This window comes from Gulosibacter chungangensis, from assembly GCF_008831155.1.
GTDB lineage: Bacteria > Actinomycetota > Actinomycetes > Actinomycetales > Microbacteriaceae > Gulosibacter > Gulosibacter chungangensis.
In genome coordinates this window covers 112,450-135,863 of the sequence record NZ_WBKB01000008.1, presented here as the reverse complement: position 1 = coordinate 135,863, position 23,414 = coordinate 112,450, and the positions used below count along the sequence as shown (strand labels likewise).

The 23,414-nt window shown below is 63.1% G+C and carries 22 protein-coding genes; 14 read left to right on the top strand and 8 right to left on the bottom strand.

The genetic code is table 11. The features are described 5' to 3' along the window. The first annotated feature begins 8 nt into the window (after nucleotides 1-8). The 4 genes from phnC to F8O05_RS12155 all read left to right on the top strand — a co-directional run bounded on the left by phnC (nucleotide 9) and on the right by F8O05_RS12155 (nucleotide 3,371). A complete protein-coding gene (gene phnC, locus F8O05_RS12170) occupies nucleotides 9-836 on the top strand; it encodes a phosphonate ABC transporter ATP-binding protein (RefSeq protein WP_158053015.1) in 828 nt (275 codons plus the stop codon). Further along, the gene (phnE, locus tag F8O05_RS12165; RefSeq protein ID WP_225735893.1) at nucleotides 833-2,563 is read left to right on the top strand and encodes a phosphonate ABC transporter, permease protein PhnE; all 1,731 of its coding nucleotides are present in this window, start codon (nucleotides 833-835) and stop codon (nucleotides 2,561-2,563) included. The genes phnC and phnE overlap by 4 nt, the downstream gene beginning before the upstream one ends. Before the next feature lie 158 nt (nucleotides 2,564-2,721). Then, a complete protein-coding gene (locus tag F8O05_RS12160; RefSeq protein ID WP_158053014.1) occupies nucleotides 2,722-2,955 on the top strand; it encodes a FitA-like ribbon-helix-helix domain-containing protein in 234 nt (77 codons plus the stop codon). Further along, entirely contained in the window at nucleotides 2,952-3,371 is a 420-nt protein-coding gene (locus tag F8O05_RS12155; protein ID WP_158053013.1) for a type II toxin-antitoxin system VapC family toxin, read from the top strand. Before F8O05_RS12160 ends, F8O05_RS12155 begins: the two co-directional genes overlap by 4 nt. 308 nt (nucleotides 3,372-3,679) lie before the next feature. On the opposite strand, the gene F8O05_RS15350 is transcribed toward F8O05_RS12155, so the two are convergent. The 5 genes from F8O05_RS15350 to F8O05_RS12130 form a co-directional block, all read right to left on the bottom strand. Further along, nucleotides 3,680-4,189: a GNAT family N-acetyltransferase gene (locus F8O05_RS15350; RefSeq protein ID WP_158053012.1), complete on the bottom strand. Its 510-nt coding sequence runs from the start codon at nucleotides 4,187-4,189 to the stop codon at nucleotides 3,680-3,682. Between the two features lie 400 nt (nucleotides 4,190-4,589). Continuing rightward, entirely contained in the window at nucleotides 4,590-5,444 is an 855-nt protein-coding gene (locus F8O05_RS12145; RefSeq protein WP_158053011.1) for a fumarylacetoacetate hydrolase family protein, read from the bottom strand. Between the two features lie 20 nt (nucleotides 5,445-5,464). Next, nucleotides 5,465-6,643: an L-rhamnonate dehydratase gene (gene rhmD / locus F8O05_RS12140; RefSeq protein ID WP_158053010.1), complete on the bottom strand. Its 1,179-nt coding sequence runs from the start codon at nucleotides 6,641-6,643 to the stop codon at nucleotides 5,465-5,467. Between the two features lie 5 nt (nucleotides 6,644-6,648). Then, nucleotides 6,649-7,686 carry a zinc-dependent alcohol dehydrogenase gene (locus F8O05_RS12135; RefSeq protein ID WP_158053009.1) on the bottom strand — a complete coding sequence of 346 codons (1,038 nt, stop codon included), beginning with the start codon at nucleotides 7,684-7,686 and terminating at the stop codon, nucleotides 6,649-6,651. 39 nt (nucleotides 7,687-7,725) lie between these two features. Beyond that, nucleotides 7,726-9,123 carry an MFS transporter gene (locus F8O05_RS12130; RefSeq protein WP_158053008.1) on the bottom strand — a complete coding sequence of 466 codons (1,398 nt, stop codon included), beginning with the start codon at nucleotides 9,121-9,123 and terminating at the stop codon, nucleotides 7,726-7,728. A 125-nt stretch (nucleotides 9,124-9,248) separates the two neighbouring features. Between F8O05_RS12130 and F8O05_RS12125 the strand changes: the two genes are divergently transcribed. Then, the gene (locus F8O05_RS12125; protein ID WP_158053007.1) at nucleotides 9,249-10,025 is read left to right on the top strand and encodes an IclR family transcriptional regulator; all 777 of its coding nucleotides are present in this window, start codon (nucleotides 9,249-9,251) and stop codon (nucleotides 10,023-10,025) included. Between the two features lie 45 nt (nucleotides 10,026-10,070). On the opposite strand, the gene F8O05_RS12120 is transcribed toward F8O05_RS12125, so the two are convergent. Beyond that, on the bottom strand, nucleotides 10,071-11,078 hold the full coding sequence (locus tag F8O05_RS12120) for a LacI family DNA-binding transcriptional regulator (protein WP_158053044.1): 1,008 nt from the start codon (nucleotides 11,076-11,078) through the stop codon (nucleotides 10,071-10,073). 224 nt (nucleotides 11,079-11,302) lie between these two features. Between F8O05_RS12120 and F8O05_RS12115 the strand changes: the two genes are divergently transcribed. The 7 genes from F8O05_RS12115 (at nucleotide 11,303) to F8O05_RS12085 (ending at nucleotide 19,932) form a co-directional block, all read left to right on the top strand. Further along, nucleotides 11,303-11,653: an L-rhamnose mutarotase gene (locus tag F8O05_RS12115; protein WP_158053006.1), complete on the top strand. Its 351-nt coding sequence runs from the start codon at nucleotides 11,303-11,305 to the stop codon at nucleotides 11,651-11,653. Between the two features lie 127 nt (nucleotides 11,654-11,780). Continuing rightward, the gene (gene rhaI, locus F8O05_RS12110; protein WP_158053005.1) at nucleotides 11,781-12,947 is read left to right on the top strand and encodes an L-rhamnose isomerase; all 1,167 of its coding nucleotides are present in this window, start codon (nucleotides 11,781-11,783) and stop codon (nucleotides 12,945-12,947) included. Nucleotides 12,948-13,012: 65 nt separating this feature from the next. Next, nucleotides 13,013-15,049 carry a bifunctional aldolase/short-chain dehydrogenase gene (locus tag F8O05_RS12105; protein ID WP_158053043.1) on the top strand — a complete coding sequence of 679 codons (2,037 nt, stop codon included), beginning with the start codon at nucleotides 13,013-13,015 and terminating at the stop codon, nucleotides 15,047-15,049. Next, complete coding sequence (locus F8O05_RS12100) at nucleotides 15,046-16,506, top strand: rhamnulokinase (RefSeq protein WP_158053004.1); 1,461 nt, start codon at nucleotides 15,046-15,048, stop codon at nucleotides 16,504-16,506. Before F8O05_RS12105 ends, F8O05_RS12100 begins: the two co-directional genes overlap by 4 nt. 188 nt (nucleotides 16,507-16,694) lie before the next feature. Continuing rightward, nucleotides 16,695-18,341 carry a PTS mannitol transporter subunit IICB gene (locus F8O05_RS12095; RefSeq protein WP_318655823.1) on the top strand — a complete coding sequence of 549 codons (1,647 nt, stop codon included), beginning with the start codon at nucleotides 16,695-16,697 and terminating at the stop codon, nucleotides 18,339-18,341. A 17-nt stretch (nucleotides 18,342-18,358) separates the two neighbouring features. Continuing rightward, complete coding sequence (locus F8O05_RS12090) at nucleotides 18,359-18,793, top strand: PTS sugar transporter subunit IIA (RefSeq protein ID WP_158053003.1); 435 nt, start codon at nucleotides 18,359-18,361, stop codon at nucleotides 18,791-18,793. Next, complete coding sequence (locus tag F8O05_RS12085) at nucleotides 18,790-19,932, top strand: mannitol-1-phosphate 5-dehydrogenase (RefSeq protein WP_158053002.1); 1,143 nt, start codon at nucleotides 18,790-18,792, stop codon at nucleotides 19,930-19,932. Before F8O05_RS12090 ends, F8O05_RS12085 begins: the two co-directional genes overlap by 4 nt. 229 nt (nucleotides 19,933-20,161) lie before the next feature. On the opposite strand, the gene F8O05_RS12080 is transcribed toward F8O05_RS12085, so the two are convergent. Together F8O05_RS12080 and F8O05_RS12075 are read right to left on the bottom strand one after the other, a co-directional pair. After that, nucleotides 20,162-20,764 carry a response regulator transcription factor gene (locus tag F8O05_RS12080; RefSeq protein ID WP_158053001.1) on the bottom strand — a complete coding sequence of 201 codons (603 nt, stop codon included), beginning with the start codon at nucleotides 20,762-20,764 and terminating at the stop codon, nucleotides 20,162-20,164. Beyond that, nucleotides 20,761-22,101, bottom strand: coding sequence for a sensor histidine kinase (locus tag F8O05_RS12075; RefSeq protein WP_158053000.1), 1,341 nt, complete (start codon nucleotides 22,099-22,101; stop codon nucleotides 20,761-20,763). Before F8O05_RS12075 ends, F8O05_RS12080 begins: the two co-directional genes overlap by 4 nt. 167 nt (nucleotides 22,102-22,268) lie before the next feature. Here F8O05_RS12075 and F8O05_RS12070 point away from each other — a divergent pair, with 167 nt between their 5' ends. Continuing rightward, complete coding sequence (locus F8O05_RS12070) at nucleotides 22,269-22,754, top strand: hypothetical protein (protein WP_158052999.1); 486 nt, start codon at nucleotides 22,269-22,271, stop codon at nucleotides 22,752-22,754. Nucleotides 22,755-22,814: 60 nt separating this feature from the next. Beyond that, a complete protein-coding gene (locus F8O05_RS12065; protein ID WP_158052998.1) occupies nucleotides 22,815-23,408 on the top strand; it encodes an arsenate reductase/protein-tyrosine-phosphatase family protein in 594 nt (197 codons plus the stop codon). Nucleotides 23,409-23,414: the final 6 nt, after the last annotated feature.

Sequence of the window (23,414 nt, the reverse complement as noted above, 5' to 3'; positions counted from 1 at the left end):
AATCGGTCATGGAACCTCTGGCATCGGCCGAGCGTGAGCTGACCGGCGTTGCCCCGGAACCGCACGTGCGGTTCCGGGGCGCGACGAAATCCTTTGGCAAGGGCATCCACGCCCTCGAAGACGTGAGCTTCGACATCACGCCGGGAAGCTTCACCGTGTTGCTGGGTCTTTCCGGTTCGGGCAAGTCCACGACCCTGCGCCTTATCAATGGGTTGCACACGCCCACTGATGGCGAGGTCAGTGTACTTGGCGAAGCAATCGGCACCGCGCGGGGTCATAGGCTGCAGGACCTGCGCCGACAAATCGGCATGGTGTTTCAGCAGTTTCACCTCGTGAACTCGATGTCGGCACTCGAGAACGTGTGCACCGGTGCGCTGGGAGAGCTCAGGGGCCCGCGAATCGGCCTGATGATGTACCCCAAGCGCATCCGGGAGCGTGCCCTCGAACAGTTGGAGCGGGTAGGCCTTGCCGACCAGCGCTTCCAACGCGCCGAGAACCTCTCGGGCGGTCAGCAACAGCGGGTTGCGGTCGCCCGGGCACTCATGCAGAAACCGAAGGTGCTGCTGGCCGACGAACCGGTCGCATCCCTCGACCCAAAGTCAGCGCATCAAGTGATGCGGCTCATTTCCGGGATTGCAAGGGAAGACGGCCTCACAGTGGTCTGCAGCCTGCACCAGGTCGAACTCGCCCGCGAATGGGGCGACCGCATCATCGGGCTGCGCGGCGGTCGGGTGGTGCTGGATGCGGATGCGGCGGATATTTCGCATGAACAGGCACTCGAAATCTACGCGACCGTCTCGGGGCGCGAGGACGCCGAGAGTGAGCGAGCGCTGTGACCAACGTGTTGCTGGAACCGACGCCGGTGAGGCAGGTTCCCTCCCCGGCTCCGCAGACCATCGCGAAGGCTTCGTGGCGGACGGTGGTCGGCGCCGGTTTCTTCCTGGCGTTTGTCGTGGCGGCGGTGTGGTCGATCATTGACCTGGACATTAACCTCTCGACGATCGCGCAGAGCTGGGACAACGCGGTTCGATTCTTTGGGCTCGTGTTCCCGCTCGATTTCCCGTCGCTCGGTGAGACGCTCGTGATGACGGGGCAGACGCTCGCGATTGTCGCTGTCGCAACCCTACTGTCGGTAGTGATCTCGACGGCGGCAGCGCTCTTCGGTGCTAAACCCACATCCAAATCGCCCGCTGTGCGCACGGTGGCACGCGGATTCATCGTGGTGATGCGAGCCATCCCCGAACTCGTATTCGCCATCTTCTTCATGCGACTGTTCGGCTTCGGCGCGCTCGGCGGTGTGCTCGCGCTCGCCTTCCACTCGGTCGGCATGGTCGGCAAGATGTACGCGGATGCGATCGAGGATGCCGACGACGGCCCGCGAGCAGCGCTTGAAGCCACGGGTGCCTCGCGCATCCAACAAATCTTTGGAGCCACGCTGCCGGGCATCGTGCCAGCGATGATCGCGACCGGCCTGCACCGCTTCGATATCAACCTCAGAGCCTCGGTCGTACTCGGCTGGGTCGGCGTGAGCGGTATCGGGATGGAACTCTCGAGCGCGCTGAGCATACGCGACTACGACCGAGGCATGGCGATCGCCGTCATCGTGCTGTTGCTGTGCATCGCCACCGAAGTGCTTTCCGGGTATCTTCGCGGCAAAGTGCTTGGGAAGAAGCAAGAGCCGGCACGATTCGGCGTGCTGTGGGCGGCGAAGAAGATGCGCGAGCGGTTCCGAGTCGCGCCCGCGGGGCAGCCGCTATCAGCTTCGCGAGTCACGCTCGGTACGCGCACAACCCCACCCTGGGATGCGACGCGGGTCTCGAACACGATTTACGCGGGGCTGACCGTCGCGCTGATCGCGGTCGCCTTCCTCGCGGCGGATGCGAACTGGCTGCGGTTGGTCACGAGCTTCGGCGAGCTGCCGCACGTGGTCGGACAATTCTGGCCGCCGAGTGACGGTGGGATTGCCCCGCGGCTGTGGGCAGAACTGCTCGTGACGCTGCAGATCGCGCTCGCGGCGGCCCTGCTTGGGCTGATCCTCGCGCTTCCGGTCGGGATCCTTGCGGCGCAGAACGTCACCGGCAACCCCCACGTGGTGCGGTTTTTCCGCACGGTCGTCGTGGTGACCCGCGGTATCCCGGAGCTCATCCTGGCGATTATCTTTGTCATCATCTCCGGCCTAGGAGCGTTGGCCGGTACGCTGGCGCTCGCGATTGGCGCGGTGGGATTGCTGTCAAAACTCGTCGCTGACTCCCTTGAAGACACCGACACTCGAGTGCAAGAGGCGCTCCGTGCATCCGGCGCGAACCGGACCCAGGTGTTCTTCGGGGCAACGCTGCGGCAGGCGGCACCGGCCATCGTCGCGCACGTCTTCTATCAACTCGACGTGAACTTCAGGTCGGCCACGCTCCTCGGCATCGTCGGTGCCGGCGGCATCGGGTTCTACCTGCTGAACGCGCGACGCGTGCTCGATTTCGATGTCGTCACGTACATCCTGCTGCTTATTGTTTTTGTCGTGCTGCTGCTGGAGTTTCTCGCGCAGTTCATGCGGAGGATTGTTCGGTAGGGATGCGCTGCATTCGCCAACTCATGGAGAGGGGAGTGGTGTCCCCACGACGAGAGGCCCAAACAATTCATGCATGTTCACGTGCGAAGTAAGACGTGGTCTATTGGAAATGATTAACCCGCGATATCATTAGTGATATCAACTAGGAGGTGGTCCAGATGGCATCAATCATTGTTCGCGGGCTTGACGACTTCGTGAAGAAGCGACTTGCTGCTCAGGCAAAGGAGCATGGTCGTTCGATGGAGGCCGAGGTGCGCGACATTCTCACCCAGGCCACGCAGCAGCCCCACATTGGCATCGCACTCTTGCGTGCGGCGCAGGAGGTTGGCGGCACCGAGACCTTGCCGATTCCTGATCGAGTCGATGATGCACGAGCGGTGGAGTTCGGATGATCGTCCTCGACACGAACGTGATTTCCGAGATCTTCCGGCCGGAACCTGACCTCCGAGTCGTTGCATGGATCGAGGGTCTCCAGGATGATGTCGCAATCACATCCGTCACCCTCGCCGAGCTGCTGGCGGGGGTGGCGCGTCTCCCTGACGGGAAGCGCCGATCGACGCTCGCTGCGCGGATCAACATGGCACTTGAACCATACCGTGACACTCGGGCGATCTTGCCGTTTGATGAGTCGGCTGCTGAGCAATACGCCGCAGTGCTCGTCGCGCGGGAACGTGACGGACGGCCGATCCATACCGCCGACGCGCAGATCGCGGCGATTTGTCGCGCGAACGGCGCCATATGTGCGACACGAAACACAAGTGACTTCGAAGGTACGGGCATCGAGTTGATCAACCCTTGGGCCGCGTGAACAAGATGGCTGGCGGCGATGCCGACTCAATCGAGGGCGGATGCGTTGGCTAACTGTTCTTTCTGCTAACGCACTAGCGGGGAGCGTGGGGGACTGAGCGGTAGTGGTCGCTCGTAGCTATGTCGCGAACTCTCGATGAGATCGTGGCGAATCCGCGAGAACTGCCTGGCGAATCCGCGAGAATAGCCTGGCGAATCCGCAAGAAGGGCGCGAAGTTGACACCTTTTTGGAGAACCGTCGAGGTGAAGGTCACTTCGAATCCTCGCGCCATTCATTTTCGCGGGACGGGGAACGATTCTCAGGCGGACCTATGGGGCTTGGAAACGATCTAGCCACCAAAGTGTGTATTGAGGTTCTGCCTGGTCGTAGCCATCGGGAATAAAGCCAAATCTCGTGAATAATTGCTGACTCGGCTCATTTTCGCGATGAATCCTCGCAACCACTAGGCCAGATGAATCTTGATGGTTAGAGGTCTCTTTCAGCATCCTTCCGAGTAGCTCGCTTCCAATGCCAGAGTTGCGACATTCGAGCTTGACTGCGATTGCTTGGATGAGGTGGTCGTTGTCCTCAGTTCTTGTAGCCAGACAAGCACCAGTGAGGTTCCGCTTTTCGTCAAAGATCGCGATCGCCAGGTCCCCCGACTGGATCGGAAAACGGTAATTCCGGATTGCAGACTGTGTCTCTAGCTCCCAGATTCTCGGGTGATGTAAACCTCGATGCCGATCAAACTCCCGATTTGGAGGGTCAGTGCATACGAACGATTGGAATGCGTTGTAGTCCGCACTAGAGGGAGTCTCGGTCCGACTAGGCTCGCCCACGCCGGGCTAGGATCCGAGCTCTAGCCGCCCGCTCACTTGGTGTAAAAGTCTTACGACCTACACTGGCCATGTGCTGCGACGCAAGCCGGTCGCGTTCGGAATCGGTTAGACCGTCGTTACCCCTGGCAGCGATGAGCCGTTGAGCGCGTCGTGACACGGGCTGTGGCTGCATCAAATTGCTCATGGCCCCACCTTAGGCATAATTTCTGAACGAGGAAATTTCCTACTGTGCTATCGAAGCACAGTCTCTCAACTCTATTGGCACTATGAGCTTGTTGCAAGAGGCGCAGGATGTCTCGACACCTCGAGGCCGCTAATCGATTTGAGGGCCCCGGCAAAACGAACTTGGGCCCCACTGCAAGGAACAGTGAGGCCCAAATTCGGGTGAGACCGCGGCTGCCTACACGACAGCCGGAGCGAGGGTCTGACGCTGCAGGCCGAGACCCTCGATACCGATCTCCATCACATCGCCTGCGGAGAGGTAGGGGAATCGCCCCGAGAGCGCGACGCCCTGCGGGGTGCCGGTGTTGATGAGATCACCGGGCTCGAGCACCATGTACTGCGAGAGGTGGTGAATGATCTCGGCCACGCTGAAGATCATGTCCGCAGTATTCGAATCCTGGCGCGGCTCGCCATTCACCTTTGACCACAGGCGAAGGTTCTGCGGGTCCACCTCATCGCCCGGGACCAGCGCGGGGCCGACCGGGTTGAAGGTCTCCGCATTCTTGCCCTTTGACCACTGTCCGCCCGACACATCGAGCTGGAAAGCCCGCTCCGAAACATCATTCGAGATGACGTAGCCAGCGACGTAGTCCAGCGCATCCGCCGGGGAAGCGAGGTAGCGGGCACGCTTACCGATCACGACACCGAGCTCGACCTCCCAGTCGACCTTTTCCGCTCCCGGTGGGATGAGTACATCTTCGAAGGGGCCGACCACGGTGTTGGGGTGCTTGTGGAACAGAATCGGCACCGACGGTGGCTGGTCGCCCGACTCGGCCGCGTGCGCGGCGTAGTTCTGACCAATACAGAGCACCGCCGCGGGACGGGCGATCGGCGCACCGACACGCAAGGACTCAGCGTTCTCGATTTCGGGCAGCGCCCCTTCAACGATGGCCTGGCGGACCTTGGCGATACCGTCAGCGGCGAGGAACGCGCCGTCGATGTCGTCCGTGAGGCTGCGAAGGTCGTAGTACTTGCCCTCATGCTTTGCAACAGGCTGTTCTTGGCCAATCTCGCCAAGTCGGAGAATTTCCATGATTGAGTCTTGCTTCCTGGCTAGTGGGTGTAGGGACGGTGCTTGTCGAGGTCGGGGGAGAGTTCAACGCCGAAGCCCGGCGTCTCGGGAACCTTGAGTCGACCGTTTTCGGGAACCGGCTCGCCAACGAGCATCGGCGAGAACATCGGGACGACTTCCTCGGCAGCCGGATGCATCATAAGGAACTCAGCGAAGGGGCTATTCGTGCGGGTAACCACGAAGTGGTACGAGTACACCGAGGAACCGTGCGGGATCACCATCGCACCGTGTGCATCCGCCAGCGCCGAAATTTTGATGAGCTCGGTGATGCCGCCGCACCAACCCACATCGGGCTGAATGATGTCGACGCCGGTCTCGAGCAACTGGCGGAAGCCCCAACGAGTCGCCTCATGCTCACCGGTGGTGATAAGCATGTTCTTCGGCGCGCGATTGCGCAGCTCGGCGTAGCCCCAGTAGTCATCCGGAATCAGCGCCTCTTCAAGCCACTTCAGGTTGTATTCGCTGGCTTCGTGCGCGAGACGCGTCGCGTACTCGACATCGAGCGCCATCCAGCAGTCGTACATCAGCCAGAAGTCATCGCCGACCTTCGCTCGCATGTCCGCGAGCATCTCGATGTTCTTCTTCAGCCCCTCATCGCCCTCGGCGGGGCCGTGGTGGAGCGGCATCTTCCCACCAATGAAACCGAGTTCCTTTGCCTTATCGGGACGGGCACCGGTGGCGTAGAACTGCAACTCATCCCGAACCGGTCCACCGAGGAGTTCGAAGACCGGCACCTGGCGGATGCGACCGAGCAGGTCATAGAGCGCCAGGTCGACACCCGAGATCGCGTTGAGGACGACACCGCGGCGACCGTAGTACACAGTCGACTTGTACATCTGATCCCAGATGCGCTCGATGTCGGTGACCTTCCGACCTTCGAGGAACCGTGCCAGGTGCTTCTCGACAATGAACGCGCCGATCTCACCCGCGGTGGTCACCGAGAAACCGACCGTACCGTCACTGGCCTCAATCTCGACAACGAGCGTCCCGAGCACATTGATGCCGAAGCTCTGTCGCGACTGGCGATATTCGGGGTACACCGACATCGGGGTGGCGATGTGGTCGTCGATCCAATGGTTGGCGCCCTGGTCGTGGTAGTCGGCACCGCCGCCGCGCACCGTGTACGCGCGGACCTCTTTAATGGTTGGCGTTCCGCTCATGAGCGTTAGCCCTCACTTTCGTCGTCGAACCGGACAAGTACTTTTCCTGGGGTCGCCGAGCCGTTGGCCAGCGACTTGAATGCGGCGTCAGCCTCGGCCACCGGCACTTCGGCGCTGACGAGCAGACGGTAACGCTCTGCATCCTTACCGATGATTCCGGCAGCGTATTCGAAGTCCTTTGCCGCGTATGTGAAGCTGCCGACGAGCGAGCGCTCCTCGGTGCTTACCGCGAAGGCCTTGAGGTCAACATTGGGGGAGCCCATCCCGACCAGGCAGACACTGCCACCGAGCAGGGTGCTCGACAGCGCATCCTGAATCGTCGGGGTGATGCCAACGGCGTCGATTGCGACGTCGACCAGACCACCCTCGGCGGCGACCTGCTCGGCGACCGAGCCCTGCGTCGGATCGATCGGCTTGGCACCGAGCCCAGCGATCAGGTCGCGGCGAGCCTGATCGACCTCGCTGACGAGAATGTCTTCGACTCCCGCGTCGCGCAGCGCGAGCACCACCGATTGGCCGATCGGGCCGCCACCGATCACGAGCACTCGCTTGACATCCGCGTTCATTACGCGGCGGACCGCGTGCACGGCCACGGCGAGCGGCTCAATGAGCGCGCCGAGCTCGACGGGCAGCGAATCGGGTAGCGGCACCACGTTCTGCGCGGGGATGAGCACATAGTCAGCGAAAGAAGCGGGAACGCTCGGCTCAACGCCGATGACGACCTTCTTCGGGTGGTGCTGCTCGCGACCGGCGTACGCCTCAGCATCCTCGGCCGGGATTACAACCGGGTTGAAGGTGACGGGAGCGTCGACCTGCAGCGAGTCGGCGACACCCTCGCCGACTGCCGCAATGTACCCGCTGGATTCGTGACCCATAACCTGGCCGGGAAAGCGGCGACCGTTCTCGCCGGTGTACCCGTGGATATCGGAGCCGCAAATGCCGGTGGCAACGATACGGATCAGGACCTCGCCGGGCCCGGGGGTAGGCGTCTCGCGCTCGCGGACTTCGAGCCGCCCAATTTCTGCAAGCACTAGCTCGCGCATGCGTTCACTTCCTTTTTCTCTCGCTGGGGAGGTGGCTGGTTATTTGGAGAACTCGGTGTTGTTCGGGTTCTGCGCTTTTTCCGTCGGGTTGTTGTGGACCTCGACGGCGAAGGTGTCGAGCGCCTTCGTGCCATCGGTGGCGCGGAGGATCTTGTTGACGTAACGGCTTGCGGCGATTAGGGCTGCACCGATGAACGCGATGATCGCGAGCAGGATGAGACCGGCGGATGGGCCGAAGGACTCTTCCGCGGCGTTCTTGGCGATCGGGGCGAGGAAGCCGCCGAGGTTACCGATGGAGTTGATCAGCGCGATACCACTTGCGGCGGCCGCACCCGTGAGGAACGAGGTCGGGAGCGTCCAGAACACCGGCTGCACCGAGATGAAGCCTGCGGCGCCGAGGCACATAGCGGCGAGCGCCAGGATCGGGTTTTCAATGACACCCGAGAGGACGATGCCGAGACCGGCTGCTGCTAACGCGCAAGTTGCAATCAGACGACGCTGGCCCGTGCTGTCGGCCAGACGGGTAAGCAAGAAGGTGGCGATCAGCGCGCAGATCCAGGGAACCGAGGTGAGCAGACCCACCTCGAAGCCGACCGGTTTGCCGACGATTTCCGCAATCTGGGTCGGAAGGTAGAAAGTGATGCCGTACACGCTCATCTGGATGGTGAGGAACGCGGCCGAGAAGTAGAGCACCGCCGGGCTGAAGAGCGCCTTCCACGCACCGCGCGGCGAATGCGACTCCTTACTTGTTTCTTCGAGTGACAGTGCGGACAGCAGAATCTCGCGGTCCTTCTCACCGATCCACTTCGCGGTCTTCGGACCGTTGTCGAGGTAGTAGAACGCGATGATACCGACGATCACCGTGACGATGCCGGTGACGAGGAACATGATCTGCCAGCCGTGCATCCCACCCAGACCGTCAAGGTCCAGCAGCAGACCCGAAAGTGGGCCACCGAAAATGAACGCCAGGGGAGCGCCGAAGTAGAACAGGCCGTTGACTCGGGCTCGGTAGTCCAGTGGAATCCAGTAGGTGAGGAAGAGGATCACGCCGGGGAAGAAGCCGGCTTCGGTGATGCCCAGCAATACTCGGAGGCCGTAGAAGAGCCACTCATTCGTGGCGAACATCATGAGGGATGAGACGATGCCCCAGGAAACCATGATGCGGGCGAGCCAGATCTTGGCGCCGACCCTCTGCATCATCAGGTTGCTTGGTACCTCGAAGACGGCGTAGCCGATGAAGAAGATACCCGCACCGAGCGCGTAGGCAGCGTCCGAAATACCAGTGTCAGCCTGCCAGGCGTCCTTCGCGAACCCGAGGTTCGACCGGTCAAGGAACGCGAGGATGTACATGAGCAGCAGGATGGGAATGAGCCGCTTGGTGACGCGGCTAACAACTCGCTTGAGGTCAGCTTGTGACTCGACCGTGTTAGTTGACATGGATTGCATCTCCGTTGATGGTGAACTCTGTAAATTCAAGTATGTGAACTACAGTTCGCAACTGTGAACATCCGATAGTGTGCCACACTTGCTTGCCAGGGGCAATGGTCTCGGGAGGAGCGTTCATGACATCGAAACCTGCGGCGCCGAATCTCGTGAAGTCGGCAGCTCGTGCGCTCGAAGTCGTCGAGCTGCTCGCGAAAAGCGGACCGATGACCTTCCAGGAGGTCCTGGATGCATTGGGGCTGCCCCGATCCAGCGCCCACGGGCTGCTTGGCACGCTGGAGGCTACCGGCTGGCTTGAATTTAGTGCTCGCGACAAGACCTACTCACTTGGTCTGAAGGCATGGGAGGTCGGTCAGCGCTACGACGGGCACCGAGTGTTGAGCGACGTGGCGCCGCCGATCATGAAGGCGCTCACCAAGGTCACCGGCGAGACCGTGCAGCTGGCAATTCTTGACGGCGCGGAAAACGTCTACGTCGAGATCAGCCCCTCGCCCAACCCCATGCGGCTCGCATCCAGTGTCGGGATGCGGTTGCCGGCGCACGCAACCGGTATCGGCAAGGCGCTGCTGGCAACGCTCGATGATGCGGAAGTGCGCGAGCGGCTTTCGGGGGTTGAGATGACGCCGTACACCTCGCACACGCTCACAACCATCGACTCGATTATTACCGAAGTGAACGGCGGGCGTTCGGCGGGCTACTTCATCGAAGACGAGGAATACATCGAGGGTAGCTGCTGCGTTGCCATGACGGTGGCGACGCCGCGCGAACTGGGGCTCTCGGTCGCGATGAGCATCACCATGCCCTCGATTCGCGCCAAGGAAGACTGGCCGGGGTCGATGGTCGCGCCGCTGCGGGAGTCGTGCGCGCAGTTGCGGGGGACGCTGGGGCTGGACTGAAATCTTCGTGTATTTGATCTGGATGCTTGGCGGCAGGCCTTTGCGCTAACGCTCCCTCACCGTGGATGCTCGAACGACGAGTTCGGGTTGGTAGATGACGTGGTTCGGGGAAGTGTCATCTTCTTCAGGGTCCTGAAGCAGAAGGTCCACGGCGGTCGCGCCGATGAGTGCCGCGGGCTGCCGTACTGAAGTGAGCGGAATTGCTGCCGCCGCCGAGAAATCGATGTCGTCGTAGCCGACGAGGGCGATGTCCTCGGGGATGCGGACGCTACCTTCCATCACGAAGCTTTGCAGGATGCCGAGGGCGATGAGGTCGTTCGCGGCGAAGATGGCGTCGGGACGGTGCTCGGGGGAGCGGTCAATGATTTGCAAGCCCACGCGGCGACCCTCATCCACGGTCAGCGCGCTCGTGCCGATAAATTCCAGCGCGGCCTTCGCTTCGAGTGTCGTGTTCTGCGCCCCCTCGAGACGATCGGCAACCTGGCGCAGCGTCACCGGGCCACCCACGAACGCGAGTTGGCGGCGACCGATGTCGAGCAAATGCTGGGCGGCTATGCGGCCACCTTCCACGTCATCCACCGCGACGGAGGGGAAGGCGTCGTCATCCGACTGGCGATCCATGAGTACCACCGGGATGCCGCGATCGCGCAGCGCGTGGAGGCGCTTGAGGTCGCTGCCGACCGGGGTTACGAGCAGGCCCGTAACGCGCTGCTCTTCAAATAGTGCGAGGTGCGTGTTTTCGCGGGCCTGCTTCTCATCGCTATTCGCAAGGAGCACTGACAAGCCATTTTCGATGGCACGTTCTTCGGCGCCACGAGCGAGTTCGGTGAAGAAAGGGTTGCGGGAGTCGAGCACCACGAGGCCGATCGTGCGACTGCGTCCGGCGCGCAACTGACGAGCCGCGTCATTGCGCACGAACCCGAGTTTCTCGATGGACTGCTGTACCCGCTCGACCGTAGCCGCGGCGACCTTCGCCGGGTGATTGAGCACATTCGACACCGTGCCCACCGACACCCCCGCGTCGTTCGCGACATCGCGCACTGAAACCTGCATTCGCACCCCCATGCTGGCACTTTACGTGATCTGAAATGAAACGAATCAATTTCGAAGCCTGAAAGGTTGAGTGGTGACTGTTGACAGTGGCAGCCGAGGGGCATACGCTCTATCGCAAGCCAATTGAAACGATTCAATTCAAGTTTTAGTGAAGCGATTCAACCACGGCGCGACAGCGATGTCGGTGGTGACACCGCACCCCAAACCCCAAGGAAAGGCACCCAATGCAGCGCGTCTCCTTCCAGCTCCGGATCCGCCCGGAACTCGTCGACGAGTACGTCGCCAGGCACACCCCGGTCTGGCCCGAAATGCTCGCCGAAATCGCGGCCGCTGGTCGTCGCAACTACTCGCTCTTCCTCGGGGAAGCGGGCACCCTCTACGGCTACTACGAAACCGAGGATGACGAAGCTGCCCAGGCCTACCTCGCCCAGTCAGAAATCGCGGCCCGCTGGGAAGCCGAAATGGCCCCCTTCTTCGCTGACCTCGAGGGCCGCCCTGATCAGGCAGCGACCTTGCTCACCGAGGTCTTCAACCTCGAGGACCAGCTCGCCGCATCCGGTGCTGCGAAGCGCTAGCCGCGCAGCCACGACGCGCTAGCCGCGCATCCACCCCGAACGATTCCCGACCATCCACCCACGCAACCACACGTTTGCCGACGTGAGTTCGCCGCCGAGCTCACGCAGCCACCACAGAAAGAACGACATGACCACGCTTAGCCCCGAAATTCTCACCGCGCTCGAGCAGCAGGCAATTGAATTGCCCTCTTGGGCCTTCGGGAACTCCGGCACCCGCTTCAAGGTCTTCCAGACCCCCGGCACGCCGCGCGACCCCTTCGAGAAAATCGCCGACGCCGCGCAGGTACACAAGTACACCCGCCTCGCGCCGGTCGTTGCCCTGCACATCCCCTGGGACAAGGTCGAGAACTTCGCCGACCTGCGCAAGCACGCCGAGGACCACGGCGTTGAGCTCGGCACGATCAACTCCAACACCTTCCAAGACGAAGACTACAAGTTCGGCGCCCTCACCCACGAGGATGCCGCGGTTCGCCAGAAGGCGATCGACCACCACCTCGAATGCATCGACGTGATGCACGAAACCGGTTCGCGCGACCTAAAGATCTGGCTCGCTGAAGGCTCCAACTACCCGGGCCAGGCCGACTTGCGCGGGCGACAGGACCGCTTGCAGGAATCGCTGCAGCAGATCTACGACCGCCTCGGGGACAACCAGCGACTCGTCCTCGAATACAAGTTCTTCGAGCCCGCGTTTTATCACACCGATGTGCCCGACTGGGGCACCTCCTACGCCCAGGTCGCCTCCCTCGGCGAGAAGGCGATGGTCTGCCTCGACACCGGCCACCACGCCCCGGGCACCAATATCGAATTCATCGTCATGCAGCTGCTGCGCCTCGGAAAGCTCGGCTCCTTCGACTTCAACTCGCGCTTCTATGCCGACGACGACCTCATCGTCGGTGCCGCCGATCCGTTCCAGCTCTTCCGGATTCTCTTCGAAGTGATCCGCGGTGGGGGACTGAACAACCCCGAGATCGCCTTCATGCTCGACCAATGCCACAACGTGGAAGAGAAGATCCCCGGGCAGATCCGTTCGGTGCTGAACGTTCAGGAAATGACCGCCCGGGCCCTGCTCGTTGATCGGGATGCGCTGGCCGCGGCCCAGAGGTCGGGCGACGTGTTGGGTGCGAACGCCGTGTTCATGGATGCGTTTTACACCGATGTGCGCCCGGCACTTGCCCAGTGGCGCGAGTCGCGCGGACTCGCGGCCGACCCGATGGCCGCCTTCGCCGCATCCGGATACCAAAACACGATTGCCGCCGACCGCGTCGGTGGCGTGCAGAGCAGCTGGGGAGCCTAACCATGACCACCACAACCTCGACCTCGACCACGCACCCAACCTCGACCACGACGGAGAAGTCCGCGATGACCGAAACCACCCCTGCCCAGCTCATCGCCCGCAGCAACCGCCTGGGCGCCGACCCGAAAAACACCAACTACGCCGGTGGCAACACCTCCGCCAAGGGCACCGAAATCGACCCCGTGACCGGCACTCCGGTGGAACTGCTGTGGGTGAAGGGCTCCGGGGGCGACCTCGGAACCCTGCAAGAATCGGGTCTCGCGGTGCTGCGCCTCGACCGGATGCGCGCCCTCGTCGACGTCTACCCGGGCCTCGAGCGCGAAGACGAAATGGTCGCCGCCTTCGACTACTGCCTGCACGGCAAGGGCGGAGCCGCACCCTCGATCGACACCGCCATGCACGGGCTTGTGGATGCCGCACACGTCGACCACCTGCATCCCGACTCGGGTATCGCGATCGCCACCGCCGTGGACGGGGAAGCGCTCACCTCCAGGATTTTTGGCGACAAGGTCGTCTGGGTGCCCTGGCGCCGCCCCGGGTTCCAGCTCGGGCTCGACATCGCGCAAATCAAGGCCGCGAACCCGCAGGCGGTCGGCTGCATTCTCGGCGGACACGGCATCACCGCCTGGGGCGAGACCTCGGAAGAATCCGAAGCGAACTCGCTGTGGATCATCGACACCGCCCAGGCCTATATCGACGAACACGGGGTGGACGAGCCCTTCGGTGCCGTACGGCCCGGCTACGAGCCGCTGCCGGTGGATGCGCGGCTTGAGCGGGCAGCGGCCCTCGCGCCCACAATCCGCGGCATCGCATCCACCGACTCACCGATGGTGGGGCACTTCACCGACAGCGAGGAAGTGCTCGAGTTCCTGGCCTCCGAGAAGGCGCCGGCGCTCGCGGCCCTCGGCACCAGCTGCCCGGACCACTTCCTGCGCACCAAGGTGAAGCCGCTGATTCTCGACTTGCCGGCTACCGCATCCGTCGAGGAACAAATCGCGCGCCTGCACGAACTGCACGCCGAATACCGTGCCGACTACCAGGCCTATTACGAGGCCCATGCGACTGCCGAGAGCCCTGCGATTCGCGGCGCCGACCCGCTGATCGTGCTGATCCCGGGCGTCGGCATGTTCTCCTACGGCGCAAATAAGCAGACCGCGCGGGTGGCGGGGGAGTTCTACGTCAACGCGATCAACGTGATGCGCGGAGCCGAGGCGCTCTCGAGCTACCAGCCGATCAGCGATGCCGAAAAGTTCCGTATCGAATACTGGGCGCTCGAAGAAGCAAAATTGCAGCGCATGCCGAAACCGAAGAGCCACCAGGGGCGAATCGCGTTCGTGACCGGCGCGGCATCCGGGATCGGCAAGGCGATCGCGACGCGCCTCGCTGCCGAAGGTGCCTGCGTGATCGTGGCGGATCTCGACTTGGAGAAGGCTGCCGCGGCGGCCGCCGAACTCGGTGGGCCGGATGTCGCGGTCGGCGTGGCGGCGAATGTTGCGGATGCTGCCGCGGTGCAGCAGGCGCTGAACGACGCCGTGCTCTCCTTTGGTGGGGTGGACCTCGTCGTGAACAACGCCGGCCTCTCGCTGTCGAAGCCGCTGCTGGAGACCACCGAGCAGGACTGGGACCTGCAGCACGACGTGATGGCGAAGGGCTCCTTCCTCGTCTCGAAGGCGGCCGCGAAGGTGCTCATTGAGCAGCGGCTCGGGGGCGACATCGTCTATATCTCTTCGAAGAACTCGGTGTTCGCGGGGCCCAATAACATTGCCTATTCGGCGACCAAAGCCGACCAGGCGCACCAAGTGCGGCTGCTCGCGGTCGAACTCGGCGAGCACGGGATTCGCGTGAACGGCATCAACCCCGACGGTGTCGTGCGTGGCTCGGGTATCTTCGCCTCGGGCTGGGGCGCGAACCGCGCCGCGACCTACGGCGTCAAGGAAGAGGACCTCGGCCAGTTCTACGCGAACCGCACCATCCTGAAGCGCGAGGTCGTGCCCGAGAACGTGGCGGATGCGGTGTACGTGCTGACGGGGCCGGAGCTCAGCCGCACCACGGGCCTGCACATTCCGGTTGACTCCGGCGTCGCGGCGGCGTTCCTGCGATGAGCGGGGGAATTGCGGGTGCTGCCGGGCGGACCGTGGCCGCGGTCGACCTCGGGGCGACGAGCGGCCGGGTGATCCTCGGGCAGGTGGCTGACGGGCGGCTGCGGATGCGGCACATCGCCCGTTTCCCGAACAACCCCGTCGATCTCGGTGACGGCCTGCACTGGAACATCGTCGAGCTCTACCGGCAGGTGCTCGCGGGACTCGCGACCGCTGAACGCGAGGCACCCGGCGAGATCGCGAGCATCGGCATCGACTCCTGGGCAGTGGACTACGGGCTGCTGCGCGGCGGGCGCTTGCTCGGAGTGCCCTTCCACTATCGGGATCCGCGCGGCTCCCGGGCCGTGGAGCCGGTCCACGCCCGGGTCTCAGCCGCCGAGCTCTATGCTCGAAATGGCCTGCAGCACCTCGACTTCAACACCGTCTTTCAGCTCGCCGCCGAAGGCGACCTGCTCTCGATCGCCGACCGGATGCTGCTCATCCCGGACCTCTTCGCCCACTGGCTGACCGGCGCCGAAGTCGCCGAGCGGACCAATGCATCCACCACCGGGGTCTACGACCCGCGCCGTCGCGACTGGGACCGCGAACTGATGGCTGCGCTGGGACTGCCCCCGCGCATCCTGCCGCCGTTGGTGGATGCGGGAGCCTCGCTCGGTGTGCTTCGCGGCCGGGCAGCGGAGGTCGTCGGGCGGGAGATCGAGGTAACCGCGGTCGGTTCGCACGATACCGCCAGCGCCGTGGTTGCAATCCCGAACCCCGGGCGTGATTTTGCGTACATTTCCTGCGGCACCTGGGGGCTCGTCGGGCTCGAACTCGATGAGCCGGTGATGACCGAAGCCGCGCGGCTGGCGAACTTCACGAATGAGGGCGGTGTGGATGGGCGCATCCGCTTCCTGCACAATGTGATGGGGATGTGGCTGCTGAGCGAATCGCTGCGGCACTGGTATCCCGCCGCGAGCGACGCGGAACGGTCGGCCACGCTGCAGGAGCTGCTGCGGGCTGCCGACCTGGTGGATGCGCCGGTCGCGATCATCGACGTCAACGATCCGGTGTTCTCGCCCCCGGGTGATATTCCCGGCCGGGTGCAGGAATGGTGCCGGGCGCATGGCGAGCCTGTGCCCTCCACGCCCGCAGAGATCCTCCGAACGATTATCGAGAGCCTCGCCGAAGCTTTCGCGCGGGCCGTGGCGGATGCATCCCGCCTGGCCGATCACGAGGTGAACGTGATTCACATCGTCGGCGGCGGCTCGCAGAACACCCTGCTGTGCCAGCGCCTAGCCGACCGCTCCGGGCTCACCGTGCTCGCCGGGCCCGTCGAAGCCACCGCAATGGGCAACCTACTCGTGCAGGCACGCGCGCGGGGACTTGTTGGGGGCGACCTTGCCGCGCTGCGTGCGGTGGTGGCGGCCTCGGTCGAGGTGGTGCGCTACGTGCCGCGGGGAGCGGTGGTGGTGCACTGAGGTTCGCTGCCCCGGTCATTGAGTGCGGCCCGTAGGGCCGTTTATCGAAATGGCCGGGGCGTTGAGCCGGGCATCCACCCCCTCACGATCTCGTGACAATGTGGCGGATTTTCTGTTGTTTCCCCAGATCAAGGCGTACTGTGAGCGGAATTAGGCGGTGCAATGACGCCCTGTTCTAGGAGGCAGTTTTGACTCACTCAGCAGCGGCCACCGACGAGTCGTCCAACCTTGGCGCTCGGGTCGCGGTCCAAAAGTTTGGCACGTTCCTCTCCGGCATGATTATGCCGAACATCCCCGCCTTGATCGCGTGGGGTTTGATCACGGCATTCTTCATACCCGACGGCTGGACCCCGAACGAGGGGCTGGCAACTCTCGTGGGCCCGACCATCCACTACCTGCTGCCGCTGCTGATCGCCAATACCGGTGGGCGAATGGTCTACAAGGAACGCGGTGGCGTGGTCGCAACCGTCGCGACCATGGGTGTGATCGCAGGCTCTGACTTCCTCATCGACCAGTTCAACGCGACCCTCCCTGCCGGCGAAAGCGAACTCGGTCACGTCCACATGTTCATCGGTGCGATGATCATGGGCCCGCTCGCTGCCTGGGTAATGAAACAACTCGACAAACTCTGGGACGGCAAGATCAAGGCGGGCTTCGAGATGCTCGTCAACATGTTCTCCGCGGGTATTCTCGCGCTGATCATGGCGATCTTCGGGTTCTACATCCTCGCCCGCATCGTCAACTGGATCATGGACGTCCTCAGCCTCGGCGTGAGTTGGCTGATCGACACCGGCTACCTGCCGCTCGTGAGCGTCCTGATCGAACCCGCGAAGGTCTTCTTCCTCAACAATGCCATCAACCACGGTGTGCTCACCCCGCTTGGCACCCAGATGGCCGCGACCGACGGCAAATCAATCCTCTTCCTCCTCGAAGCAAACCCGGGACCGGGTCTCGGCATCCTCCTCGCCTTCACCTTCTTCGGTGTCGGCGTCGCGAAGGCCACCGCCCCCGGTGCGATCATCATCCACTTCTTCGGCGGTATTCACGAGATCTACTTCCCGTACGTGCTCATGAAGCCAGCCCTGCTGATCGCCGTGGTCCTCGGCGGCGCCACCGGCGTCGGCACCAACATGATCTTCGACGCGGGCCTGCGAGCCCCCGCATCCCCGGGCTCCTTCATCGCAGTGATGGCCCAAACCGCGAGCGACAGCTACCTCGGCGTGATTCTCTCGGTCATCCTCTCCGCCGCGGTTTCGTTCCTGGTGGCCGCGTTCATCCTGCGGCTCTCGCGCAAGCGAGACCTTGAGACAGAGGATGCGCTGGCCAAGGCCATTGCGCAGACCGAGGCACATAAGGGCAAAAAGTCGGATGCGCTGTCCGGGCTGGCCGCGGCCGGTGCTGAGACGAGCGCGGCGGCGGGGTATCCGTTAGTGGAAGGCGCCTCGGGAGCCGCGACAGGCGCATCCCCGTATGCCACCGATGCGACGAGCGAAGGTGAAGCGAGCGCCGGAGCGGGTGGCGCATCCAGCGACCGCGAGATCAAGAAGATCGTCTTCGCCTGCGATGCCGGAATGGGCTCGAGCGCGATGGGCGCGAGCGTGATGCGCAACAAGATCAAGAAGGCCGGGTTCGACGGCATTGAGGTGATCAACCTCGCGATCGCGAACCTTGATGCATCCGCAGACCTGATCATCACGCAAAAAGAACTCACTAACCGAGCCCAGCAGAAAAACCCAGACGCAACTCATGTTTCGGTTGATAATTTCATGAACTCACCACGCTATGACGAGGTCGTGGAAATGATCCGCGAACAACGCAGCGCCGATAGCGAATAACAACTAAGGAGAACCGCATGTCCGTGCTAACCCCAGATCGCGTATTCGCCAGCAGCCCGATCACCGACAAAGACGAAGCCATTCGCGAGGCGGGCCGTCAACTCGTTGGCGCTGGTGCGGTGACGGACTCCTATGTCGACGCCATGTTTGATCGGGAGAAAACCCTGTCCACCTACATGGGTAATTTCCTCGCGATTCCACACGGCACGAACGAGGCGAAGGATGAGGTCCTCGATTCGGCGCTCGTATTCATTCGCACCGCAGCGCCTATCGACTGGGACGGCAACGAGGTGCGGTTCGTCGTCGGCATCGCCGGAAAAGACGGCGGCCACCTGGAGATTCTCTCGAAGATCGCGCTGATTTTCTCGGAGGAAGAAGAGGTTGAGAAGCTCCTGGCGGCGCCGGATGCTGAGGCGCTCTACGCACTGCTGGGGTCGGTGAACGAAGAATGACGAAGAGCGCTGTCCACTTTGGTGCGGGCAATATCGGTCGCGGATTCATCGGGCTCGTGCTGCACGAGTCCGGCTATGACGTGGTCTTTTCCGACGTCAACGCGGCGCTGGTTGATGAGTTGAATGCGGCCGGTACCTACGAGGTTCACGAGGTGGGTGCCGAGGCGAAGACGCATGTGGTCGACCGATATCGTGCGGTGAATTCGGCCGAGAACGAGGCGGAGGCGGTGGCTGCGGTCGCTGCCGCCGACATCGTCACCTGCGCGGTCGGGGTCGGGATCTTGAAGTTCATTGCGCCGGTGATCGCGAAGGGGCTGGCGGCACGTTCCGAAGATTTGCCGAAAGCCGTCGTGATGGCTTGCGAGAACGCGATCAACGCGACTGACCAGCTACGCGAACTGGTGCTCGAGGCCGACCCCTCGGTGGCATCTCGTGCGGTGTTCGCGAACACCGCGGTGGACCGGATCATTCCGGCCGTTGACGCCAAGGGCGTGGACGTGGTGGTGGAGGACTTCTCGGAGTGGGCCATCGAACGCGGGCCGTTTGCCGGTGAGGAGCCCGAGCTTGCGGGCGCGCACTACGTCGACGACCTCGCGCCGTATATCGAGCGGAAGCTGTTTACGGTGAACACCGGCCACGCGACCGCGGCATATTGGGGGCACCTCGAAGGGGAGCGGTCGATTGCCTCGGCGCTCGCGAACCCCAAGGTTCGGGCCGAAGTTGACGCGGTGCTGGCGGAGACGAGTGCGCTGCTGATCGCCAAGTATGGCTTCTCGCGCGAAGAGCACCAGGCGTATGTGGACCGTACGATTCAGCGGTTTGAGAACCCCGAATTGCCGGACACCCCGGTGCGCATTGGCCGACAGCCGATACGGAAGCTCGGGCGTCACGACCGGTTCGTGCAACCCGCGTACGAACTCGCCGAACGCGAAATGAGCTACGACGCGCTGATCCGGGCGATATCGGCGGCACTGAGATTCCGGGTCGATACAGACCCGCAATCTCAGGAGCTGTACAAACTGCTGATCGGATGCACTGCCGAGAGCGTGCTGGAACGCGTCTTCAGCCTCGACCAGGGCGACCCGCTCTACGACGAGCTCGTGAAGGTCGTTTTGGCAGCGAAAAACGACCTCGTCTAGCGGCAGGAATTCGCTGCGCTCGTGCTGTATTTGTCGTTGGCTGAGTAGGGAGCGTAGCGACCGTATCGAAAGCCCCACGGAACTCGCTTCGCTCATGCTCTTTGTGTCGTTGGCTGAGTAGGGAGCGTAGCGACCGTATCGAAGCCTCGTTAGGCACCTCGATACGTCGCTGCGCTCCTACTCGGTGAGCGGGAGGATTCGCTACGCTCCTACTCGGTGAACGGAAGTCCTAGATCCAGCCTTGCTCATAGGCGCGGGCGGCGGCTTCATGGCGGGTGCGGGCGTCAAGCTTGGTCATCGCTTGCGAGAGGTAGTTGCGCACGGTGCCGGGCGCAAGCTTGAGTTCTCGGGCGATCTCTTCGACGGTGGCGGTGCTGCGGCTCACCCGTAGGACGCCGGACTCGCGTGCGGTTAGGGGCGAGCGCTCGCCGACGAGGGCACCCGCGGCGATCTCGGGGTCGACCCAGCGGCCGCCCGCGGCGACCTTACGAATGATCTCGGCGAGCTGTTGTGCGGAAACTGACTTGGGTGTGAAGCCGGAGACCTTTGTGGCGAGCGCTCGGCGCAACACTCCTGGGCGTGCATGGCGAGTGACGATGATCACGCGAGTGGGGACCTCACGCAGGATCCGTTCGGCAGCTTCGACCCCGTCCATTCCGGGCATTTCGAGATCGAAGAGGCAGACGTCGGGCTGGAGTTCGGTGGCGAGCCGGACAGCATTTTTGCCGTTATCGCAGCTGGCCACGATCTCGATATCCTCTTCGAGATTCAACAGCGTCTCGAGGGCCGTGCGAATGAGTTCCTCATCATCAGCGAACAGGACGCGGATCATCGCGGCAACCTTCCAGTCAGGGTGAATTCTTCTCCAGCGAGCGTGCTTTCGACTTCGCCGCCCGCCTCACGGAACGCGGACCGTAGGCTCTCGATGCCGGTGCCAGTGCTCGCGGAAGCTCTCGCAGCAGGCTCGTGATTCCCGGAACCTCCCGCGGCAGATCCACGGTCGAGATTGGTCGCTTCGGCCTGAATCGGGTCGGTCGCCGAGCCATTCGCCGAGGCCAGCGTATCCGGGGCAGCACCGTTGTTGCGCATCCGCACCACCCAGCTGGAAGAATCCGCGGCCACCTCGATCGACGCCTGGGTGGCCTCGGTCGCATGCCGCAGAAGATTGGTCGTTCCTTCGCGTACGAGGCGGGCGATGAGTTCCTTCTCCGGGCCCTCCTCCGGGGTCGTGTGGATCTGCAGAGCACAGGTCGTGCCTGCGGCCTCGAGGACGTCGACGGCGTTGCGCAGCTCATCTTCAAGCGACACCTTTCGGTAGCCGCGGGCGATCGAGCGAGTGTTGGCCAGCGCATCCGCCGCGAGCTGCCGCGCATCCCGCAACTGCTCGCGGGCCGCTTCGATATCCACATCGAGCAGGCGCTCTGCGAGTTCGGTTTTCAGCGCCAGCACCTGCAGCGTGTGTCCCTGCGCGTCATGCAGCTCATTCGCGAACCGCAGGCGCTCGCGGGCAAGGGCGAGATCCTTCTCGGTCTTGCGGGCGTCGTCGAGCTGCAGCATGAGGTTGAATGCCCACATCGACAGATACAGCGTGAATGCGAAAAACGCGGCCATATAGATCGCGAGGAGCGAACCCGTGGGCTCGAATAGGACGTGCTGCAGGATCGGGAGCACGACCGCGACGGCGATCACCGTGAGCCCGATGCGGCGGGGAAGCAGACACGCGACCGCGGAGAGGGTGACCGCGAGTGGGAAGGTGCCCATCCCGAAATCTGGTTTCGCGATCAAGGTGTAGGCGAAAACGACGAGCGAGCTCACCAGCGCGAGCCCGATGCCAGCTTGCTGCACCGGATGCCCGACCAACCCGCTGTGAAGCCCGCGGCGCATCAACGTGACGCCAACGCAGAGCCCCACGAGCATCCCGAGCACCGGCACCGTGACCCACTCGTCGGCGCGAACCTGCGCCGCATTCCCCAGCGTGATGATCGCGCCGAAGATGAACATGCACACGAAGGTGATGACCGTGTACAGCCAGCTCGCGAGCACGCCGCGGGCGGGGTTGATACGGGCCTGATTGTCGACTTGCTGGCCGGACGTGGCCGTGGCGCTGGTTGCTGAAGCGTGCGCTTGGTCGGCTGCGGAGGCAGCGGTCGGTGTGGATCCTGGCGACATGATCGCGAGTGTACGGCAGTGACAAATGTCACGAATGTCGCGTGACAGGCGCACTGCGAAGAGGTGTGATTCTGGCGCTACTGGGCAGCGCGCGATTCCGGGAACCTTGTATCAACACCGCGGAAGACGCGGCAACAAGAACACACCCCAACGAAAGGAACCACACCATGTTTAGCGACTTCGTTCCCCAACTCCAGGCATTCGTCGAGGGGCTGCCGCCGGTCGTCCAGTTCCTCGGGGTGGCGTTGATTAGTGCCATTCCGTTCGTCGAATCGTACTTTGGCTCGGCGGTGGGTGTGCTCGCCGGGCTTCCGGCGCCGTTGGCGGTGTCGGCGGCGGTCGTGGGGAACCTGACGACGATGCTGCTGATGGTTTTCGGGGCCAGTGCGGTCCGTCAGCGAGCTACGGCGAACCGGGCTCCGGTCGAGCCTTCGCGTCGCCAGGAGCGCATCCGCCGGATGCTCGATCGCTGGGGCGTACCGGTGGTGAGCCTCGCGGGCCAGACGGTACTGCCAAGCCAGATTGTCGCGGGCACCATGGTGTCGCTCGGTGCGAAGCGCAACCGCGTCATCGGTTGGCAGGTTGTTTCGATCATCCTCTGGGGCGGCATCTTCGCGACGCTCGCCACGATGGGGATGTTGGCATTCGCGTAGGTCTAATGGTTTGCTGCGCTTCCACTCATTGGTGGGTGAAGCAGCATACAATCGGGCTCGATGGCTTTCAAACTGCTCACGGTCTGCACCGGAAATATTTGTCGTTCCCCGTACGCGGAGCTGCTGCTTCGCGAAAAGCTTGATGCTTCCCGTTTTGAGGTCGACAGCGCAGGTACTGGCGCTTTGGTGGGCCATCCGATGCCCGACGAACTGCTGGAAATCGCTGCGCGCAATGGGATTGAAGGCGCGCCGGAACACCGCGGCCAGCAGCTCACCGAAGAGCTCATCGTCGACTCAGACCTGATCTTCGCGTTGTCGCGTGAGCATCGCAGCCAAGTGGTGCAAATGCATCCTCGTGCGAATCGGTACACCTTCACGCTGATCGAATTCGCCCGGATCGCGCGCGCGATTCCGGAAGACGAACTGCGCGAGGGCGTTGCCGGGCGCCGCAATGTCGAGCGCGCGGCGTTCCAGACGCTGAGCGAGCTGCGGGGGATCGTGCCGCCGCCAGAATCGCAGAGCGATCTCGACATTACTGACCCGTATCGCCGCGAATTCGAGGTCTACGAAGCTTCCGCGCAGGCAATCACCGGGGCCGTCAGCGTCATCGTCGCGTATTTCCAACGCGCCCGCTGGCTGAGCACCCAGGAGTAATGTCCG

Coding starts and splice junctions, on each gene's coding strand:
- F8O05_RS12075 (WP_158053000.1), bottom strand. CDS start 22,101: ATGTCGCCAGGATCCACACCGACCGCTGCCTCCGCAGCCGACCAAGCG.
- F8O05_RS12070 (WP_158052999.1), top strand. CDS start 22,269: ATGTTTAGCGACTTCGTTCCCCAACTCCAGGCATTCGTCGAGGGGCTG.
- F8O05_RS12130 (WP_158053008.1), bottom strand. CDS start 9,123: ATGTCAACTAACACGGTCGAGTCACAAGCTGACCTCAAGCGAGTTGTT.
- F8O05_RS12155 (WP_158053013.1), top strand. CDS start 2,952: ATGATCGTCCTCGACACGAACGTGATTTCCGAGATCTTCCGGCCGGAA.
- F8O05_RS12115 (WP_158053006.1), top strand. CDS start 11,303: ATGCAGCGCGTCTCCTTCCAGCTCCGGATCCGCCCGGAACTCGTCGAC.
- F8O05_RS12065 (WP_158052998.1), top strand. CDS start 22,815: ATGGCTTTCAAACTGCTCACGGTCTGCACCGGAAATATTTGTCGTTCC.
- F8O05_RS12160 (WP_158053014.1), top strand. CDS start 2,722: ATGGCATCAATCATTGTTCGCGGGCTTGACGACTTCGTGAAGAAGCGA.
- F8O05_RS12105 (WP_158053043.1), top strand. CDS start 13,013: ATGACCGAAACCACCCCTGCCCAGCTCATCGCCCGCAGCAACCGCCTG.
- F8O05_RS12090 (WP_158053003.1), top strand. CDS start 18,359: ATGTCCGTGCTAACCCCAGATCGCGTATTCGCCAGCAGCCCGATCACC.
- F8O05_RS12135 (WP_158053009.1), bottom strand. CDS start 7,686: ATGCGCGAGCTAGTGCTTGCAGAAATTGGGCGGCTCGAAGTCCGCGAG.
- F8O05_RS12120 (WP_158053044.1), bottom strand. CDS start 11,078: ATGCAGGTTTCAGTGCGCGATGTCGCGAACGACGCGGGGGTGTCGGTG.
- F8O05_RS12145 (WP_158053011.1), bottom strand. CDS start 5,444: ATGGAAATTCTCCGACTTGGCGAGATTGGCCAAGAACAGCCTGTTGCA.
- rhmD (WP_158053010.1), bottom strand. CDS start 6,643: ATGAGCGGAACGCCAACCATTAAAGAGGTCCGCGCGTACACGGTGCGC.
- F8O05_RS12100 (WP_158053004.1), top strand. CDS start 15,046: ATGAGCGGGGGAATTGCGGGTGCTGCCGGGCGGACCGTGGCCGCGGTC.
- rhaI (WP_158053005.1), top strand. CDS start 11,781: ATGACCACGCTTAGCCCCGAAATTCTCACCGCGCTCGAGCAGCAGGCA.
- F8O05_RS12125 (WP_158053007.1), top strand. CDS start 9,249: ATGACATCGAAACCTGCGGCGCCGAATCTCGTGAAGTCGGCAGCTCGT.
- F8O05_RS12080 (WP_158053001.1), bottom strand. CDS start 20,764: ATGATCCGCGTCCTGTTCGCTGATGATGAGGAACTCATTCGCACGGCC.
- F8O05_RS12085 (WP_158053002.1), top strand. CDS start 18,790: ATGACGAAGAGCGCTGTCCACTTTGGTGCGGGCAATATCGGTCGCGGA.
- phnC (WP_158053015.1), top strand. CDS start 9: ATGGAACCTCTGGCATCGGCCGAGCGTGAGCTGACCGGCGTTGCCCCG.